This window comes from Flavobacterium sp. KKT103 (assembly GCF_055640565.1).
The window spans coordinates 3,686,651-3,701,938 of sequence record NZ_CM145766.1; the positions used below are offsets into that span (position 1 = coordinate 3,686,651).

The 15,288-nt window shown below is 34.7% G+C and carries 18 protein-coding genes and 3 tRNA genes; 14 read left to right on the forward strand and 7 right to left on the reverse strand.

Going from position 1 to position 15,288, the window contains the following annotated elements; genetic code table 11:
* Positions 1-347: 347 nt before the first annotated feature.
* Positions 348-1,367 carry an FKBP-type peptidyl-prolyl cis-trans isomerase gene (locus ACZ2G0_RS15770; protein ID WP_470308439.1) on the reverse strand — a complete coding sequence of 340 codons (1,020 nt, stop codon included), beginning with the start codon at positions 1,365-1,367 and terminating at the stop codon, positions 348-350.
* A gap of 78 nt (positions 1,368-1,445) precedes the next feature.
* On the opposite strand from ACZ2G0_RS15770, the gene ACZ2G0_RS15775 reads away from it, so the two are divergent.
* Both ACZ2G0_RS15775 and ACZ2G0_RS15780 read left to right on the forward strand, forming a co-directional pair.
* Positions 1,446-1,835: an RNA-binding S4 domain-containing protein gene (locus tag ACZ2G0_RS15775; RefSeq protein WP_300285389.1), complete on the forward strand. Its 390-nt coding sequence runs from the start codon at positions 1,446-1,448 to the stop codon at positions 1,833-1,835.
* Positions 1,836-1,867: 32 nt separating this feature from the next.
* Complete coding sequence (locus ACZ2G0_RS15780; RefSeq protein ID WP_470308440.1) at positions 1,868-2,368, forward strand: phosphoribosyltransferase domain-containing protein; 501 nt, start codon at positions 1,868-1,870, stop codon at positions 2,366-2,368.
* Here ACZ2G0_RS15780 and ACZ2G0_RS15785 read toward each other — a convergent pair.
* Positions 2,360-2,878 (reverse strand): shikimate kinase, encoded by a 519-nt coding sequence (locus ACZ2G0_RS15785; protein ID WP_470308441.1) that lies wholly within the window; start codon positions 2,876-2,878, stop codon positions 2,360-2,362. The genes ACZ2G0_RS15780 and ACZ2G0_RS15785 overlap by 9 nt on opposite strands.
* A gap of 126 nt (positions 2,879-3,004) precedes the next feature.
* Here ACZ2G0_RS15785 and ACZ2G0_RS15790 point away from each other — a divergent pair.
* The 4 genes from ACZ2G0_RS15790 to ACZ2G0_RS15805 all read left to right on the forward strand — a co-directional run bounded on the left by ACZ2G0_RS15790 (position 3,005) and on the right by ACZ2G0_RS15805 (position 4,080).
* Positions 3,005-3,077 (forward strand) — tRNA-Lys (locus ACZ2G0_RS15790).
* 38 nt (positions 3,078-3,115) lie between these two features.
* Positions 3,116-3,188, forward strand: a tRNA-Lys gene (locus tag ACZ2G0_RS15795).
* Between the two features lie 42 nt (positions 3,189-3,230).
* Positions 3,231-3,313: transfer RNA gene (locus ACZ2G0_RS15800), tRNA-Leu, on the forward strand.
* A gap of 266 nt (positions 3,314-3,579) precedes the next feature.
* Complete coding sequence (locus ACZ2G0_RS15805) at positions 3,580-4,080, forward strand: tetratricopeptide repeat protein (RefSeq protein WP_470308442.1); 501 nt, start codon at positions 3,580-3,582, stop codon at positions 4,078-4,080.
* A gap of 322 nt (positions 4,081-4,402) precedes the next feature.
* On the opposite strand, the gene ACZ2G0_RS15810 is transcribed toward ACZ2G0_RS15805, so the two are convergent.
* Positions 4,403-5,851, reverse strand: coding sequence for a S41 family peptidase (locus tag ACZ2G0_RS15810; RefSeq protein WP_470308443.1), 1,449 nt, complete (start codon positions 5,849-5,851; stop codon positions 4,403-4,405).
* A 132-nt stretch (positions 5,852-5,983) separates the two neighbouring features.
* On the opposite strand from ACZ2G0_RS15810, the gene ACZ2G0_RS15815 reads away from it, so the two are divergent.
* From ACZ2G0_RS15815 to ACZ2G0_RS15830, 4 genes are read left to right on the forward strand one after another with little or no spacing between them, the layout of a single operon-like run.
* Entirely contained in the window at positions 5,984-6,493 is a 510-nt protein-coding gene (locus ACZ2G0_RS15815) for an RNA polymerase sigma factor (RefSeq protein ID WP_470308444.1), read from the forward strand.
* Entirely contained in the window at positions 6,480-6,953 is a 474-nt protein-coding gene (locus ACZ2G0_RS15820) for a hypothetical protein (RefSeq protein WP_470308445.1), read from the forward strand. Before ACZ2G0_RS15815 ends, ACZ2G0_RS15820 begins: the two co-directional genes overlap by 14 nt.
* Positions 6,953-7,507, forward strand: coding sequence for a DUF4252 domain-containing protein (locus tag ACZ2G0_RS15825; RefSeq protein WP_470308446.1), 555 nt, complete (start codon positions 6,953-6,955; stop codon positions 7,505-7,507). The genes ACZ2G0_RS15820 and ACZ2G0_RS15825 overlap by 1 nt, the downstream gene beginning before the upstream one ends.
* 1 nt (position 7,508) lies before the next feature.
* Positions 7,509-8,042, forward strand: a complete 534-nt coding sequence (locus ACZ2G0_RS15830) for a DUF4252 domain-containing protein (protein WP_470308447.1) — start codon at positions 7,509-7,511, stop codon at positions 8,040-8,042.
* A gap of 60 nt (positions 8,043-8,102) precedes the next feature.
* Here the strand turns inward: ACZ2G0_RS15830 and hisS are convergent, their stop codons facing one another.
* A complete protein-coding gene (hisS, locus tag ACZ2G0_RS15835) occupies positions 8,103-9,473 on the reverse strand; it encodes a histidine--tRNA ligase (protein WP_470308448.1) in 1,371 nt (456 codons plus the stop codon).
* A gap of 156 nt (positions 9,474-9,629) precedes the next feature.
* Between hisS and ACZ2G0_RS15840 the strand changes: the two genes are divergently transcribed.
* Positions 9,630-10,874 (forward strand): ABC transporter permease, encoded by a 1,245-nt coding sequence (locus tag ACZ2G0_RS15840; RefSeq protein ID WP_470308449.1) that lies wholly within the window; start codon positions 9,630-9,632, stop codon positions 10,872-10,874.
* Between the two features lie 39 nt (positions 10,875-10,913).
* Here ACZ2G0_RS15840 and prmC read toward each other — a convergent pair whose 3' ends face one another.
* The gene (gene prmC / locus ACZ2G0_RS15845) at positions 10,914-11,768 is read right to left on the reverse strand and encodes a peptide chain release factor N(5)-glutamine methyltransferase (protein ID WP_470308450.1); all 855 of its coding nucleotides are present in this window, start codon (positions 11,766-11,768) and stop codon (positions 10,914-10,916) included.
* 47 nt (positions 11,769-11,815) lie between these two features.
* Positions 11,816-12,301, reverse strand: a complete 486-nt coding sequence (locus tag ACZ2G0_RS15850; protein ID WP_470308451.1) for a GNAT family N-acetyltransferase — start codon at positions 12,299-12,301, stop codon at positions 11,816-11,818.
* Positions 12,302-12,407: 106 nt separating this feature from the next.
* On the opposite strand from ACZ2G0_RS15850, the gene ribD reads away from it, so the two are divergent.
* Genes ribD through ACZ2G0_RS15865 form a run of 3 tightly spaced genes read left to right on the forward strand, consistent with a single transcriptional unit; the run spans position 12,408 to position 14,667 of the window.
* On the forward strand, positions 12,408-13,451 hold the full coding sequence (ribD, locus tag ACZ2G0_RS15855; RefSeq protein WP_470309856.1) for a bifunctional diaminohydroxyphosphoribosylaminopyrimidine deaminase/5-amino-6-(5-phosphoribosylamino)uracil reductase RibD: 1,044 nt from the start codon (positions 12,408-12,410) through the stop codon (positions 13,449-13,451).
* On the forward strand, positions 13,444-14,040 hold the full coding sequence (locus tag ACZ2G0_RS15860) for an HAD family hydrolase (protein ID WP_470308452.1): 597 nt from the start codon (positions 13,444-13,446) through the stop codon (positions 14,038-14,040). The genes ribD and ACZ2G0_RS15860 overlap by 8 nt, the downstream gene beginning before the upstream one ends.
* Positions 14,041-14,055: 15 nt before the next feature.
* Positions 14,056-14,667: an IMPACT family protein gene (locus ACZ2G0_RS15865; RefSeq protein ID WP_470308453.1), complete on the forward strand. Its 612-nt coding sequence runs from the start codon at positions 14,056-14,058 to the stop codon at positions 14,665-14,667.
* A gap of 22 nt (positions 14,668-14,689) precedes the next feature.
* On the opposite strand, the gene ACZ2G0_RS15870 is transcribed toward ACZ2G0_RS15865, so the two are convergent.
* Positions 14,690-15,091, reverse strand: coding sequence for an acyl-CoA thioesterase (locus tag ACZ2G0_RS15870; RefSeq protein ID WP_470308454.1), 402 nt, complete (start codon positions 15,089-15,091; stop codon positions 14,690-14,692).
* Between the last annotated feature and the right edge of the window lie 197 nt (positions 15,092-15,288).

Sequence of the window (15,288 nt, forward strand, 5' to 3'; positions counted from 1 at the left end):
AAAAAACACATTTAAACTCAATAATAGAAGGTTTTATTTTCCTTTAAAAAAAACTGAACTATTAATCCTGTTCACCTTTCTAATTCTACCTAACTCTTTTGAAAATCTACCAAATCTGCAAAAATCTACATGAAAAACATTGCAAGCTGATTTTTCGAAGATAATAATTTAGATTTTAAATTAAAGTCAGCACCGCTTTATCAAACTGCCACCACTTTCTTGAAGTCTGTGGCGAAAACTATTTGAAACAAAACTAACAAAACCAGATCGCTTTTATTTGCAACAGACATAAAAAAATCCCATTCACAATAAAGTGAATGGGATTTTTATTTTATAAAAATACCGTATTAGTGACAGTTCTTATCTAGGTGTTTTCTAACTCTAGTTGTACTGGTTGTATTACCACTACAATCAGGAATAATTGCAAAAGGAATAATTGTACCATCAGCTGCCGAAATTTCTTTTCTAGTTCCAATACCGTCTGCATCATCATCCACATCAAGAAAATTTGGAATTCCATCGCCATCTGTGTCATCTGGATTCACTGCACCTGTAGGTAATTCTCCTTTAGTCCACATATATCCATCTCCATCTAAGTCTTCTTGATATGACAGAATTCCGTCAGGGGTAGGCGTATTATTTGAAATATTAAATTCATGATCCAATCGTTGAATTTCGTACAGTTTAAAAGTAAATATTAACGGAGCATAAGCAGGAATACTACTATTTCCTGCAGCATAATAAGCTAATCCCGAAGGTATAAACATCACACCTGCTCCAAAATTTGAATAAGAAATTGAACCATCCGAATTTGAGGTATAAGTTCCTGTTTTAAATTGAGGAAATATTTCTTTCCAACCTCTAATATAACCAATTAAATTTGCTCTCTGTGGTTCAAATTTCCATTCTTCAAATTTAGTTGTAGTAAGCGTTGAAATGCCATCTACTGCCTTATTTTCTAAATATTCTCCTCTATAGGTTGTGTACACTTCATCCACATTACTGGGAGATTCCCCCACTCCTTCTCTTAAAACTAAATAATATAATTTATAAGTAATGTCATGAAGTTTTACCTCTCTACTCAACAATTTAGGAAAGGTAGTTTTGTCTTTATAAGACATAATAGGGTCTTGCGTTCCTCCAGCAGGAATTTTAGTAAAAACAACATCCTGATCGTCAGGCGCACCAGGATTATTTGTAACTGTTATATAATAGTTATTTAAGTATTCTTCGATATCTGCAAGATCAGTAGCATATTGTACACTATATTCCCTTGGAGGGGTAATTTCTGGAGTATCACTTTTCGAGCACGAAAATAAAGAGACTGTTGTAATTAATAAAATAAAATAATACCTAAATTTGTTCATTATTGCTGATTTTTAAGTGCGCAAGATACAATATTGATTTATTTTTGTAAACAATTTAACTCCTATTTTAGAAATTTTATGAGAATAGACAAATATTTATGGTGCGTAAGATATTACAAGACAAGAAATATGGTAACAGAAGCTTGTAAAAAGAATCATGTTACCGTTAATGGCAATGTAGCCAAACCATCGAAAGAAGTTTTTCCAACGGATAAAATAACGTTTCGAAAAGATCAAATCACACAAATAATAACCGTTCTTGACATTCCGGACAATAGGGTCAGTGCAAAGCTGGTTGATATTTACCGTCGCAATGACACGCCTGCAGAAGTGTACCAACATTTGGAACTATTAAAACTTTCAAAAGACCACTATCGCAAAAACGGTACAGGGCGACCTACCAAGAAAGACAGAAGAGATATTGATGAATTTGGAAATGAAATTCACTCAGATGAGGACGATTTGTAAAAAGCAAAACCAAATAACTAAAATTAAAAGCTATGGATAAAAACATCATCTTAACCAATCAAGAAATTGAACATAAAATAAAAAGAATTGCTTTTCAAATTTATGAGACTTTTATAGATGAGAAAGAAGTAGTTCTAGCAGGAATAGCTAATAATGGCTTTCTTTTTGCCGAAAAAATAGCAGCTGAACTACGAAGCATTTCAACTCTCGAAGTTCTCTTATGCGAAGTACAGATCAATAAGCAGCAGCCAGAACTTCCGATTTCCACTTCATTAAGCAAAGAAGAATACGCTAATAAAGGACTTATATTAATTGACGATGTATTAAACTCCGGAACAACATTGATATACGCCGTTCGTCATTTCTTAGAGGTTCCTCTGAAAAAATTCAAAACGGCGGTACTTGTAGATAGAAATCACAAAAAGTATCCAGTTAAAGCCGATTTTAAAGGAATATCGCTATCAACTTCCCTACTAGAGCATGTTCAGGTAGTTTTTGAACCCGATAATACGAGTTACGCTTATTTAAGTTAGTAGAATCGTAATTTCATTACAGATTTCTTCCGCAGATTTTTGATCGACACTGATCGTATATTTAGCCTGATTGTAAAAATAGCTACGCTCAAAAACATGCATAGCTATAAACTCCTTCATCTCCTCATTCGATTTATTAGCAATTAAAGGTCTTTTACTCTTATTTACTGACAATCTATTGAACAAAGTATCTATAGATGCCTTTAAATAAAAAGATGCTACGTCATCTTGTTGCAAGAACTGATGATTATTGGCATAACAAGGCGTCCCTCCTCCTAAACCTATGATAAGGGAATCCGGCAATGCCAATAGTTCCTTAAATAGCTCATGCTCTAATTTTCTAAAATAGATCTCACCTCGTTGTTCAAAGATGTCGTTTATGGACAATTTTGTTTTTTCTTCAATATATTGATCAAGATCCACAAAGGGAACATTGATATTTTTTGACAATCTTCCCGCAATAGTCGACTTTCCGCAACCCATATAACCTAATAACACAATTTTTGACATAGAATAAAACCTTATAAATTAAGACGTTAAGATATATTGATAAAAAAAGACAAATTTATAATAAAAATGCTTGGAAAAATTAAAAATAAGTCCTTATATTTGCACCCGCATTCAAGGAAAGAATATGACTCGATAGCTCAGTTGGTAGAGCACATCACTTTTAATGATGGGGTCCTGGGTTCGAGCCCCAGTCGGGTCACAATTAAAGTGATCAACACATAATTTCCTTGAAGCATTGACTCGATAGCTCAGTTGGTAGAGCACATCACTTTTAATGATGGGGTCCTGGGTTCGAGCCCCAGTCGGGTCACAAAAGGTTGTTCGCCATCGCGAATGACCTTTTTTATTTTAAGGCCACGTGGAGAAACGGTAGACTTGCCAGCTTGAGGGGCTGGTGCTCGCAAGGGCGTGCGGGTTCAAATCCCGCCGTGGTCACTTTAAAAACATTAAACTACTAACAAACAGTAGTTTAATGTTTTTTTTTATTTTATAATTGCACTAAAATTATCCATTTTTCCTTTTTCCTGATCCAATTTAAATCGATAGTCAGCAAAACGAATTCCCCACATTCTATCCTATTCTCATATCGGAATTTTAAAAAATATTAATTTTTTGGCTCAAAAATTGATTAAATTTAGTAGTTTTATAACCCCAACTGTTTTTTAACAGACTTAATTTTACATAACCCAATCTACTATCTAATGAAAAAATTATTATTATTTTCCTTCCTACTAATCACTGCTTTTGGATACAGTCAAACAGCCGAAGATTATTTCGATCAAGGAATGAGTAAATCAAATGCTGGAAATGCCAAAGGATCAATTGCTGAATTTACCAAAGCCATAAATAAAAAACCAGCTTTTGAAGAGGCTTACTTAAATAGAGGACTTGCTAAACTAAGTTTAAATGATCTTAAAGGTGCATTAGCTGACGTCAACAAAACCTTAGAATTAAATCCTGAATTGGCCTATGCTTATACGACAAGAGCCAACATCAATTATAAACTTAATGATTACAAAAGCGTAGTCAGTGACTGCACCAAATCACTTTCTATCAATCCTAAAGATTACATATCATATAATTTAAGAGGATTGTCATACAATCGCTTAAACGACAAGAAAAACGCCTGTGCCGACTTTGCAGCAGCAATAAAGCTAGGAAGCCAAAGTGCAGTTCAAAACAAAAAAATGTTTTGCAAATAGATTTTATAAAATAACATCATAAAAATACCCCAAGAAATTAAATTCCTTGGGGTATTTTATTTTTGTCACTATGCAGCCAACTACATAATAACACACTATTAAACCACTCCGTTAGACTTTGAATAATAGAATCAACCAATTCGTGCTTCAATTAGATGTATACCTCTTGCAATTTAGCCAGTGTCCTTAAAATATTTTAAAGTAGTACTTCCATTTGACAAGTAGAAGTAATTATTGAACAAACCTTTTTACTTCTTATATCTCTAAGCAAAAGCTAAATAAACTAGTATTTCATACTTAATTTGCCCTAAACACGAATAGCTTAATCTAACGCTTTCAATATACCTTCAGGCGCAAAAGACAAATACATTTGATTTTGAATTCCATCTATTGCTTTAGAATCATTAAAGTATGCAGGCGATTTTTCAGGATTTTGCTTCAGCATTTTACCCGTTCCCGTTATTTTACCAATAGCTGTACTAAAATAAGGCTCCGATGTCTCTCCCAAAATACCTAAGTTAGCATAATCCTCTTTTAAAAGATAGTCCGGCGAAATACCATTAAAATAATCTCCAAACCCTGCTGAATTAGCAATCTTCAAAACAATTGGTTGCATTGCGTAACGGTGATTTGGATTTCTATTTTCCTTACCAAAAGTAGGAGAATCATATAAAGTTACTGATCCTACATTTTTACCTACAGTGATATCCCCAATTTGAACCACCGTCATATATGGTTTCAATCCATTTATCACTAATTCACTTGCCGAGGCCGTACTTTTAGTGGTTAGGATATATATTTTACTTAATCCTAAGCTATTAATGGCCGTTGTTCCTATTTTATCTGCAAACTTATTTTTTAAAGCCTCGGGATTATTAGATTCGAAATAAGAGTTAATTTTACTATTCCAAACCTGTTTTGCAAATACTTGCCCCGTATATTGACCGGTAATCATACTGGCTAACCTAGTAGCAGTCAAAACTGATCCACCTGAGTTATAACGCAAATCCAAAACAAGATCCGTTACACCTTGTGATTTTAAACTACCAAAAGCCGTATTTAGATCGGTGTCATATTCCGCAAAAAAACCATTATACATTAAATACCCTATTTTTTTCGCACCCACTGTCACTACTTTGTTAATTAGAATTGGGTTTTCGGCCACAGTAGTTTTAGTCAATGACACTGACCTCCCATTAGGAGTGATTGCACCACCATTATAACTCGCTAAATTTAAGGTTCTGCTTTCTAGGGCTAACAAACTGGTATAATTGCTAACAGTCAATTGTGTTCCGTTTACTGCATAAAACAAATCTCCTCTTCTTATATCCTTAGACGCGGCGTCAGAATTAGGAATAATATAGCGCACGAAGCCGAAAATTTCTGTGCTGCTGCCTGGTTTATAAACAAGACCAAATTCTACTCCATCGTTTTTAGTAACCCCTTGAAGCGCTCTTTCTAATTGCAAATAATCGTCGACTATCCAACTAAAACGATCGATAGACTTATCAACTCGTAATGCATCAAACAGCTTCTCTGGCACAGGATAACCTGCTAAAAAACCATTTAATTGAGCTTGAGAGGCAAAACGATCATCGGCTAAATTAGGCACATCAGCTTGCCACAAATAATATTGATTTAATCCTTTCCAAATAAAATCTTGAACTGCAAGATTAGGTGGTACTGAAGAGGTATCATCATTATCCTGACATCCTTGCAGTATAAACAGAGATGCAAAAAGCAAAAAGAAATATTTAATAGTAGGCCTCATATCGTTCTGGTGTTTATATCATGAACGTAAAAATACTATCTTTAGTTTTAATATTTTTTTATTTTTTACTTTTTGTAACAAAAGTTATTGTCAATCGTCTTCCTTATATACGCGACGCTCTAAATTAATTTTATGAATCAAAACGATTTTGTTTTAGTAATTAATCCTTTTCGAGACAAGATCTTCCGATTAGCCAAACGCTTGCTCGTTAGCACCGAAGAAGCCGAGGACGCTGTGCAAGAAGTTATCGTAAAACTTTGGAACAGAAAAAAAACACTAGACGAGTACAAAAGCATCGAAGCATTTGCGATGACGCTAACTAAAAATTATTGTTTAGATCAATTAAAATCAAAAAGGGCAGGGAATTTGAATGGTACTAATACCAATCATAAAGAAAAAAGCAGTTCGCTAGACGAAAAAATTGAAAACGAGGACAGTTTGCGATGGATTGAAAAGATAATTAATCAGTTACCTGAACAACAAAGGATGGTTATTCAATTAAGAGATATTGAACAATATGAATTTGCTGAAATTGCAAAAATTGTAGAGATGAACGAAAGTGCCATCCGAACCACACTATCAAGAGCTCGCAAAATGATTAGAGAAAAAATGCAACAAACACACAATTATGGAATTAAATAAAATCACTCTTTTACTGGATAAATATTTTGATGGAGACAGCAGTACTAAAGAAGAGGCTTTATTGAAAGACTATTTTTCATCAGAAACTGTAGATCCGTCTTTAGAACACTACAAGCCCTTATTTAGGTTTTATGCAGCTGAAAAAGACACCGAACAACCGGTACATTTAAAAATAGTACAAACTAAAAAAAGAAAGACTAATTGGATTTTAATAGCTGCCTCGGTTGCTGTTATTTTGGGTGTTGGAAGCTATTCTCTAATGCAGAACAACAATAACCACATTACCAATAACCAAAGCGAACTAGGCACCTACAATGACCCAGAAGTCGCTCTTAAAGAAACTCAAAAGGCGTTGGCTTTGCTTTCAACTCATGTAAACACCGGCGTTGAAGGCATGCAATACATACAAGAATTTGAAAATACCAAAAATAAAATATTTAATCCTTTAATTAAAAACTAATGAAATCACTCTTTTTAAACAACAGTAAAAAAGCATTTTTAACGCTGGCTTTTATTTTAATAGTCTCTCCCTTTTTCGCACAATCTGCCTTTGAGAAATTTGAAGGTCAAGACGATGTGACTGCCTTAATTGTCAATAAAAAAATGTTCGAATTAATGAGTAAGGTAAAAGTAGATGTCTCTGATAAGCAGGCACAGCAATACATGAACCTTATTAAAAAATTAGACAACTTAAGAGTATTTACTACTACTAGTGCTAAAGCGACAACAGAACTAAAATCAACTGCCGATAAATATGTAAAATCTGTTGGACTAGAAGAATTGATGCGCGTAAATGATAGTGGTAAAAACATTAAAATTCTTGTGAAATCAGGCGGTTCTGATTCTCAAATAAAAGAATTATTAATGTTCATAGAAGGAGGCAGCAAAACAGACCAAACCGTTCTTATGTCCTTAACCGGAGATTTTGATTTGAATGAGATTGCTATTTTGACTGATAAAATGAAAATTCCTGGTGGTGATGAGCTAAAAAAAGCGAGTAAAAACAAAAAATAAGATGAAAACGACTCCTAGCTTTTTACTGATTATCTTATTAGTGTTTGCCAGTTGCAGCAATAAACCTTCGCTTCAGAAATATTTTGTCGAAAATACTGAAAACAAGAATTTTATAGCGCTTGACATCTCTCCATCGATCTTGAATGTTGAAAAAGACAGTCTGACAGAAGAACAGCAAACTGCGCTCGCTTCATTTGATAAAATGAATATACTAGCATTTAAACTGACTAAAGAAAACAAGGAACTTTATGAAGTAGAAAACGCTAAGCTTAATGCGATCTTAAAAGAGGAGAAATACCAACAACTCATGAAATTCAGTATGGGTTCTAGCGCAGCATCTGTAAGTTTTATTGGTGATGATGATCATATCGACGAATTCATTTTATACACCAAACGCAAAGAGAATGGCTTTGCCGTAATTCGTGTTCTTGGAAAAGACATGAATGCAAACAACATAATGAGTTTGATACAAATTATCCAAAAATCTAATTTAGACATGGAACAGCTCAAACCACTACAGCAGTTGATGAAATAAGCATATAAAAAGGGTCTTGAAAATAATTCAAGACCCTTTTTTATTTGGTAGACAAAACGATTATTGCAAAGCCGCTTTCAAGTTTTCAAAATCCACTGTAATTTGCTCGCCTGTTACTAAGTTTTTAAGGCCATACGAATTAGTTTCCATCTCCTTTTCGCCAGCAATCACCGCAAAAGGAATAGTTCGTTTATCGGCATGCTGAAATTGTTTAGCCATTTTAGCATTATCTGGATACAATTCTACTTTTATACCTGCGGCACGCAATTTTTGGATGGCTTGCATAGCATAAAATGCCTCAGCATCACCATAATTAATAAACAAGGCTTTAGAGGATGCCGTAACTGTTTCTGGAAATAAATTTAACTCCTCAACCACAAGATAAATTCGGTCTAAACCAAAAGAAATCCCTACTCCACTCATGTTTTTTAGGCCAAAAATACCCGTTAAATCATCGTAACGACCTCCACCACCAATCGATCCCATAGCTACACCAGCAGGAGCCGAAACTTCAAATATGGCACCAGTATAATAATTTAAGCCTCGAGCTAAAGTAACATCTAAATCTAGGGTAGCAGTAGCAAGTCCTAATTTAGTAACCGATTCACAAATAAATTGCAACTCAGCTACTCCCTTCATTCCTTCTTCAGAGGAAGCTAATAGCAATCCTAACTTTTCTATTTTTTCGCTAATAGAACCTGTGAAGTTAAACAAGGGTTGCACTTTTGCAATAGCGTCCTCAGTAATGCCTTTTAAAATCATTTCAGTTTTTACGCCGTCCTCTCCTATTTTATCTAATTTATCTAAAGCAACCGTAAAATCAATTAATTTGTCTGACGCTCCAATCACCTCAGCAATACCCGAAAGAATTTTGCGGTTATTAATTTTTACCGTTACTCCTTTTAATCCTAATTGCGTAAAAACCGTATCGTATAATTGCACTAACTCTACTTCTTGCCATAAAGACTTTGAACCTACCACATCAGCATCGCATTGAAAAAACTCTCTAAAACGTCCTTTTTGCGGTCGGTCAGCACGCCATACTGGTTGTATTTGGTACCTTTTGAACGGAAATTCGATTTCGTTTTGGTGCTGCACCACATAACGTGCAAAGGGTACCGTTAAATCGTAACGCAACGCTTTCTCAGATATACTAGCAGTAAGCTTAGTGCTGTCCTTGCTTTCTAAATGAGTTGCATTGGCTTTCGCCAAATAATCACCCGAGTTTAAAATTTTAAAAATTAAACGATCACCTTCTTCTCCATATTTCCCCATTAGGGTTTCTGAATTTTCAAAAGAAGGGGTTTCGATAGGTTGGAAACCAAATTTTTCAAAATTATTTTTAATCGTTTGAATAATATACTGTCGTTTTGCCACCTCAGTAGGTGAGAAATCTCTTGTTCCTTTTGGAATACTTGGTTTTGATGCCATTGTTGAAATATAGTTTTAGTACTAATTTTTGATTAAAAAAAGGACACTTCCCGATCTTATTCTTCAATTAGAATGCAAATATCTAATTTTTAAAATAAATATTACTTCTTCCAAAACAAAGTTGTAACAAAAATTGTATTTTGGTGTCAAACTACCATGATGCTAAATTTATTTAAAGAAAATATCCGAATCGCGTTTGGCTCCATTAAGACCCAAATTCTACGAACCTCACTTACAGTGATTATTATCGCTATTGGAATAACTGCCTTGGTAGGGATTTTAACGGTGGTTTCAGCACTAGAAAATACTATTTCATCTGACTTTGCTTCGATGGGAGCGAATACTTTTAACATCAGTCAGTATGAAAATACGGCAAGACGTAGAGGTGGTGAGGAGCGTACGATTATCAATCCTATAATATCTTATCCTGAGGCGGTAGCTTTTAAAAACAAATACAACTTTCCATTTACAGAGACTTCGGTTTCGTTCACGGCAACATCCATTGCAGAGGTAAAGTATGAAGGTGACAAAACAGATCCTGCCATTTCAGTAGTGGGTGTCGATGAATATTTCATTACCAATTCCGGTTTAGAAACCAGTTTGGGACGTAATTTTAATTCTTTTGATATTGCCAATAATAATTATGTATGTGTTGTAGGCTCTGATTTTGAAAAAGGCCTTTTTAAAAACATTAATCCTATCAATAAAATAATTTCTATCCGAGGCGCCCGCTTTAAAGTAATAGGAGTATTAAAAGAAAAGGGGTCTACTTTTGGCAATAGCCAAGATTTAAGAGTTTTAATACCCATTCAAGTCGCTCGATCTTTGTTTACCGCACCACGAATAAACTACACGATGAGCGTGATGGTATCTAAAAAAGAAATTTTAGATCAAGCAATCGACAATGCTACAAGCACCATGCGTAGGGTACGTAAATTAAGTCCCATGAAGGATAATAATTTTGGTGTAGTTCGATCTGATGATTTGATTAATAGAATCCTTGGCATTACTCAATATTTAGGCTTAGCCTCATGGCTTATTGGGATCATTACTGTTTTAGGATCTTCAATCGCTTTAATGAATATCATGATTGTCTCGGTAACTGAACGAACACGAGAAATTGGAGTTCGAAAAGCTTTGGGCGCCAAGCGCTCAACTGTTGCGATACAATTTTTTATTGAAACGATGATTATTGGTCAACTTGGTGGATTGGTTGGGATTATTTTAGGAATTCTTATCGGTTTTGGTATTGCTACAGCCTTAGATTTTGCTTTTGTAATTCCGTGGGGAGCCATTTTTGCGGCCTTTACCACCAGTTTTATAGTTGCCTTAGTTTCTGGATTGTATCCTGCAATAAAAGCAGCTGTCCTAGACCCTATCGAAGCTTTGCGATACGAATAAAGTAAGAAGTAGCAGTTGAAATAACTATTTTTATGGAACCTATAGCGTCGCTCGGGTCATGCGGTCGTTTCCATAAATATCTTTACGAAGCTCGATGTTTTTGAAATATAAGCTTTCAAGTAAAGCGACCATTTCATTTCCTAAATACTGATTAATCTCAAAGTACAACTGACCTTCTACAACTAGGTTTTTCTGTGCCAAAGTGGCAATTTTACGATAAAAAATCAAAGCGTCTGTATCAGCCACAAAAAGGGCTAAGTGCGGCTCATTATCCAATACATTTTTTTTAATTTCTTGTTTTTCTAAATTCCGAACATAGGGCGGATTGGATACAATAATATCAAATTGTTGCTGTAGATCCGTGGTTTCTAGAATATTTTGAGAAATAAAATTAACAGCTACTTTGTTGGTCTCCGCATTTTTTTTGGCTGTAGCCAAAGCAGTATCGGACACATCAAGAGCAAAGACTGTTGCGTTTTTAATGTTTTTGGCCAAAGAGATTGCAATACATCCACTACCGGTACCAATATCTAAAATACGTAAGGGCGTATCTCGTTTCAAACTGTTGGCCGACGATATAATCCAATCTACCAACTCTTCTGTTTCTTGTCTTGGAATTAAAACCGCAGGATTTACTTCAAAATCCAATCCGTAGAAACTAGTTTTACCCAATATATACTGCACAGGAATTTCTAATTTCAATTGCGCTAGAATAGCATCCCAAATTAAAATATCAGCCTCCGAAAATACCACATCAGGAGTCAAAGCGAGGTCAATACGTCGCAATTGCATTTTCTCTTCTAATACCAAATAGAAAAAACTTTCGGCTTCGATTGCATCATATATGGGCGTAAGTGCTGCAATAAAATGACTTCTATATTCCCTAATTTTCATATTATGCCTTGTTTATTTTAACAGATTGAAACAACTATGCTATACCGCTACAATTTTTTAAGCATCCATACTGGACAGGAGGTATGCCCTGTGCTTCCCATGGGAGCATCGATATTTTCAAAACCTACTTTTTTGTATAATTTTTGAGCATCAAGCATAAAAGGCATGGTTTCTAAATAACAATGTTCAAATCCAAAATCTTTTGCCGCTTGCAAACAGGTAGTCATCATCGCACTGCCAATACCCAAACCTCGAGTTTCAGGAAGGAAATACATCTTTTGCAATTCGCATATCGATGGTGCCTCATTTTCAAGCGGTGCTACACCTGCTGAACCTACAACCTTACCCTCACGTTCTACAACAAAATACACTGATTGCGGTTTACTATATTCCTCAAACATAAAATCTAAATACACATCTTCATAAGCTGTGCCCACCTTAGGGATATTCAACTCATCAAAAACGGCGCGAATTAATTGCGCAACAGCTTCATTATCTTTCTTTTCTATTTTTCTAATGATCCAATTTTCCATGTTGCAGTTCTACTTAAATTTTAGAGCACAAAAGTAACAATACTTTATGCTATTTTTAATAGAATCGAAACAAAATCGTCTAGCCAAAAATAACTACTTTTGCAGGGTGAATACTCATGAAAAATATATTAGTCGTTGCATACAACTCGCCAAAAATGGTTTGGGAACTACTTACCCTAATCCCATGGTGGGCAGTGTCATCGTATGTGATGGAAAAATAATCGGGGAAGGCTGGCATAGAAAAGCCGGAGAACCCCATGCCGAAGTTAATGCCGTAAATTCCGTAAAGGACAAATCATTATTAAAAAGAGCAACGATTTACGTAAGTTTAGAACCTTGCAGTCATTTTGGAAAAACACCTCCTTGTAGTGACTTAATTATTCAATCAGGTATTCCTAATGTTGTTATTGGTACTGTTGACCCTAATATACAAGTCGCTGGTAAGGGCATAAAAAAACTTATTGCCGCTGGAATTAACATTACTGTAGGTGTACTTGAGCAAGAATGCTACCAACTTAACAAACGCTTTTTTACGTTTCACAATAAAAAAAGGCCTTTTGTAATTCTTAAATGGGCCCAAAGCCTCGATGGATTTATTGCCCCTGCGGCAAAAGCAGAAAAAAAGCCCGTTTGGATTACCAATCACTATTCGAGACAACTCGTTCATAAATGGCGAAGCGAAGAGCAGGCCATTCTAGTAGGAACTCAAACCGCTGTAGATGATAATCCCAGATTAGATGTAAGAGATTGGACTGGAAGCAACCCTATCCGAATTGTGATTGATGCCAACAATAGAATTCCAAAAGAAAGTCACTTATTCGACAACCTTATAAAAACCATCATGATTGGTAAAAATTCCGATGCTATTTCTACCGAAAACTGTATCTTTGAGAGTATTGATTTTGAAGGCAACATAGCTGAACAGATTGTAGCAGTAGTATACAAACATCAAATACAATCCGTAATTATTGAAGGAGGACTTCGAACCTTACAAACCTTTATTGGGTCCGGACTTTGGGATGAAGCACGAATTTTTAAAAGCAATACCCTACTACATAATGGCGTAGTTGCTCCAAAACTCCTTTTACAGGAAAGTACAAAACATTTTGTTGATAATGATGAACTCATAATAAGTAGAAACCATGATTGACACTATCATTTTTGATTTTGGTGATGTATTTATCAATTTAGATAAGCAAGCGCCTATTGATAAAATGAAAAACTTGGGACTTGGGCAATGGAATGAAAATCTTGACGAGCTAAACGTACAGTTTGAAAAAGGTTTTATAGACCAAGAGACTTTTTTAAAAGGGCTACAACAATACATGCCAACAGCAAGCTTAGATCAAATACAAAAAGCATGGAATTCTGTTTTGCTAGACTTTCCATTGTATCGACTGGAATTCCTGCAATTACTTTCAAAAAAATACCGACTTTTCCTTTTAAGTAACACCGATGCAATCCATATAGCTGAATTTGAAAAGCGTTTTGGTATATCATTTTACAGTGATTTTTACCACTGTTTTGAAAAAGTCTACTTTTCTTTCGAAATGGGAATGCGTAAACCCGACACCCAAATCTACTCGACCGTTATCAATAATCATGAGTTAATACCCAAACATACCCTATTTGTAGATGACAAAAAAGAAAATACAGAGGCGGCACTTTCGGTAGGACTACAAGTATGGCATCTTCAAGTAGGTCAAGAAGATGTGATTCAGTTATTCGACAACAAATAATAAGTTAAAATAGTATTGGAAATCCAAGACACGTACAAAACAATAGCACACCCCAGTGAAGAAATGCTCTTCAAAGAAAAAAACAGTAAATTCTTTGGCTACGCCTTTCCTATAGCATCTGAGGAAGAACTAAAACCCATCATAGATAACTTAAAAAAACAGCATCCTAACGCAGGACACTTTTGCTATGCCTACCAAATTGGAGCTGAAAAAATTACTTACCGAGCCAATGATGATGGAGAACCAAGCAACAGTGCAGGAATGCCAATCTATGGCCAACTACAGTCGTTTGGAGTAACGAACACCTTAATTGTTGTTGTAAGACTATTTGGAGGTGTGAAATTAGGTGTTGGAGGTCTAATTTCAGCATACAAAACCACTGCGCAATTAACACTTGAAACTTGTACTATAATCGAAAAAACGATTGACGTTCAGTATCAAATTCTATTTGAATATAAAAATATGAATAAAGTCATGCGCATTATCAAAGAAAAAAATCTAGAAATAGAAAGTCAAAAAATGGAATTGAGTTGCGAAATCATCATAAAAACTAGAAAAAAAAATGCCGAAAAAATATTCGACATTTTTGATTCCTTATTTGAAATTGAGATAAAAATTATCGAATAATTAGTATCTGTTCCCTAAATTTTTAAATCGACAAAAGTTTTTCTTTTACATAGTCCGGTGGTACTACAGGACGACCCGTTTTCATGTCGACAAAAACCAAAATTGAGTTAGCAATTGTTAATAACTCCTGCTTTTCATTGAAGATTTCGTAATCAAATTCTATCTTGACTGTACTTTGACTTTTTAAAATAGTTTTAACAGTTAACAAATCATCATATCTAGCTGGTTTTTTATAATTTATATTCAAAGAAACCACAGGTAGCATTATACCACTATCTTCCATCCATTTATAGGAAATCCCCAGGTTTCTCAGCCACTCCACGCGTCCCATCTCAAAATATTGAGCATAATTACCGTGATAAACAACCCCCATTTGATCCGTTTCGGAGTATCTTACGCGGACTTTATATTCATGTTCTTTCATACAATTATTTCTTATTTTCTATTTAATTTTAACATACAATCTAACCTACTTACAATAATCTTTATTCAAAATCAACCCCTAATTATTTTTTTTTACAGAAAATTGTTCACATATTTGTTACCCCGAAAAAAAACAAGTGCTTTTGCTGTTTTTTTTACAAAAGCCACCATTTATAATTAGATAATTTAATAGAATTT

Excerpts from the sequence above, each read along its gene's own strand:
- ACZ2G0_RS15770 (WP_470308439.1), bottom strand. The coding sequence starts at position 1,367 with ATGAACAAATTTAGGTATTATTTTATTTTATTAATTACAACAGTCTCT.
- ACZ2G0_RS15775 (WP_300285389.1), top strand. The coding sequence starts at position 1,446 with ATGAGAATAGACAAATATTTATGGTGCGTAAGATATTACAAGACAAGA.
- ACZ2G0_RS15780 (WP_470308440.1), top strand. The coding sequence starts at position 1,868 with ATGGATAAAAACATCATCTTAACCAATCAAGAAATTGAACATAAAATA.
- ACZ2G0_RS15785 (WP_470308441.1), bottom strand. The coding sequence starts at position 2,878 with ATGTCAAAAATTGTGTTATTAGGTTATATGGGTTGCGGAAAGTCGACT.
- ACZ2G0_RS15805 (WP_470308442.1), top strand. The coding sequence starts at position 3,580 with ATGAAAAAATTATTATTATTTTCCTTCCTACTAATCACTGCTTTTGGA.
- ACZ2G0_RS15810 (WP_470308443.1), bottom strand. The coding sequence starts at position 5,851 with ATGAGGCCTACTATTAAATATTTCTTTTTGCTTTTTGCATCTCTGTTT.
- ACZ2G0_RS15815 (WP_470308444.1), top strand. The coding sequence starts at position 5,984 with ATGAATCAAAACGATTTTGTTTTAGTAATTAATCCTTTTCGAGACAAG.
- ACZ2G0_RS15820 (WP_470308445.1), top strand. The coding sequence starts at position 6,480 with ATGGAATTAAATAAAATCACTCTTTTACTGGATAAATATTTTGATGGA.
- ACZ2G0_RS15825 (WP_470308446.1), top strand. The coding sequence starts at position 6,953 with ATGAAATCACTCTTTTTAAACAACAGTAAAAAAGCATTTTTAACGCTG.
- ACZ2G0_RS15830 (WP_470308447.1), top strand. The coding sequence starts at position 7,509 with ATGAAAACGACTCCTAGCTTTTTACTGATTATCTTATTAGTGTTTGCC.
- hisS (WP_470308448.1), bottom strand. The coding sequence starts at position 9,473 with ATGGCATCAAAACCAAGTATTCCAAAAGGAACAAGAGATTTCTCACCT.
- ACZ2G0_RS15840 (WP_470308449.1), top strand. The coding sequence starts at position 9,630 with ATGATGCTAAATTTATTTAAAGAAAATATCCGAATCGCGTTTGGCTCC.
- prmC (WP_470308450.1), bottom strand. The coding sequence starts at position 11,768 with ATGAAAATTAGGGAATATAGAAGTCATTTTATTGCAGCACTTACGCCC.
- ACZ2G0_RS15850 (WP_470308451.1), bottom strand. The coding sequence starts at position 12,301 with ATGGAAAATTGGATCATTAGAAAAATAGAAAAGAAAGATAATGAAGCT.
- ACZ2G0_RS15860 (WP_470308452.1), top strand. The coding sequence starts at position 13,444 with ATGATTGACACTATCATTTTTGATTTTGGTGATGTATTTATCAATTTA.
- ACZ2G0_RS15870 (WP_470308454.1), bottom strand. The coding sequence starts at position 15,091 with ATGAAAGAACATGAATATAAAGTCCGCGTAAGATACTCCGAAACGGAT.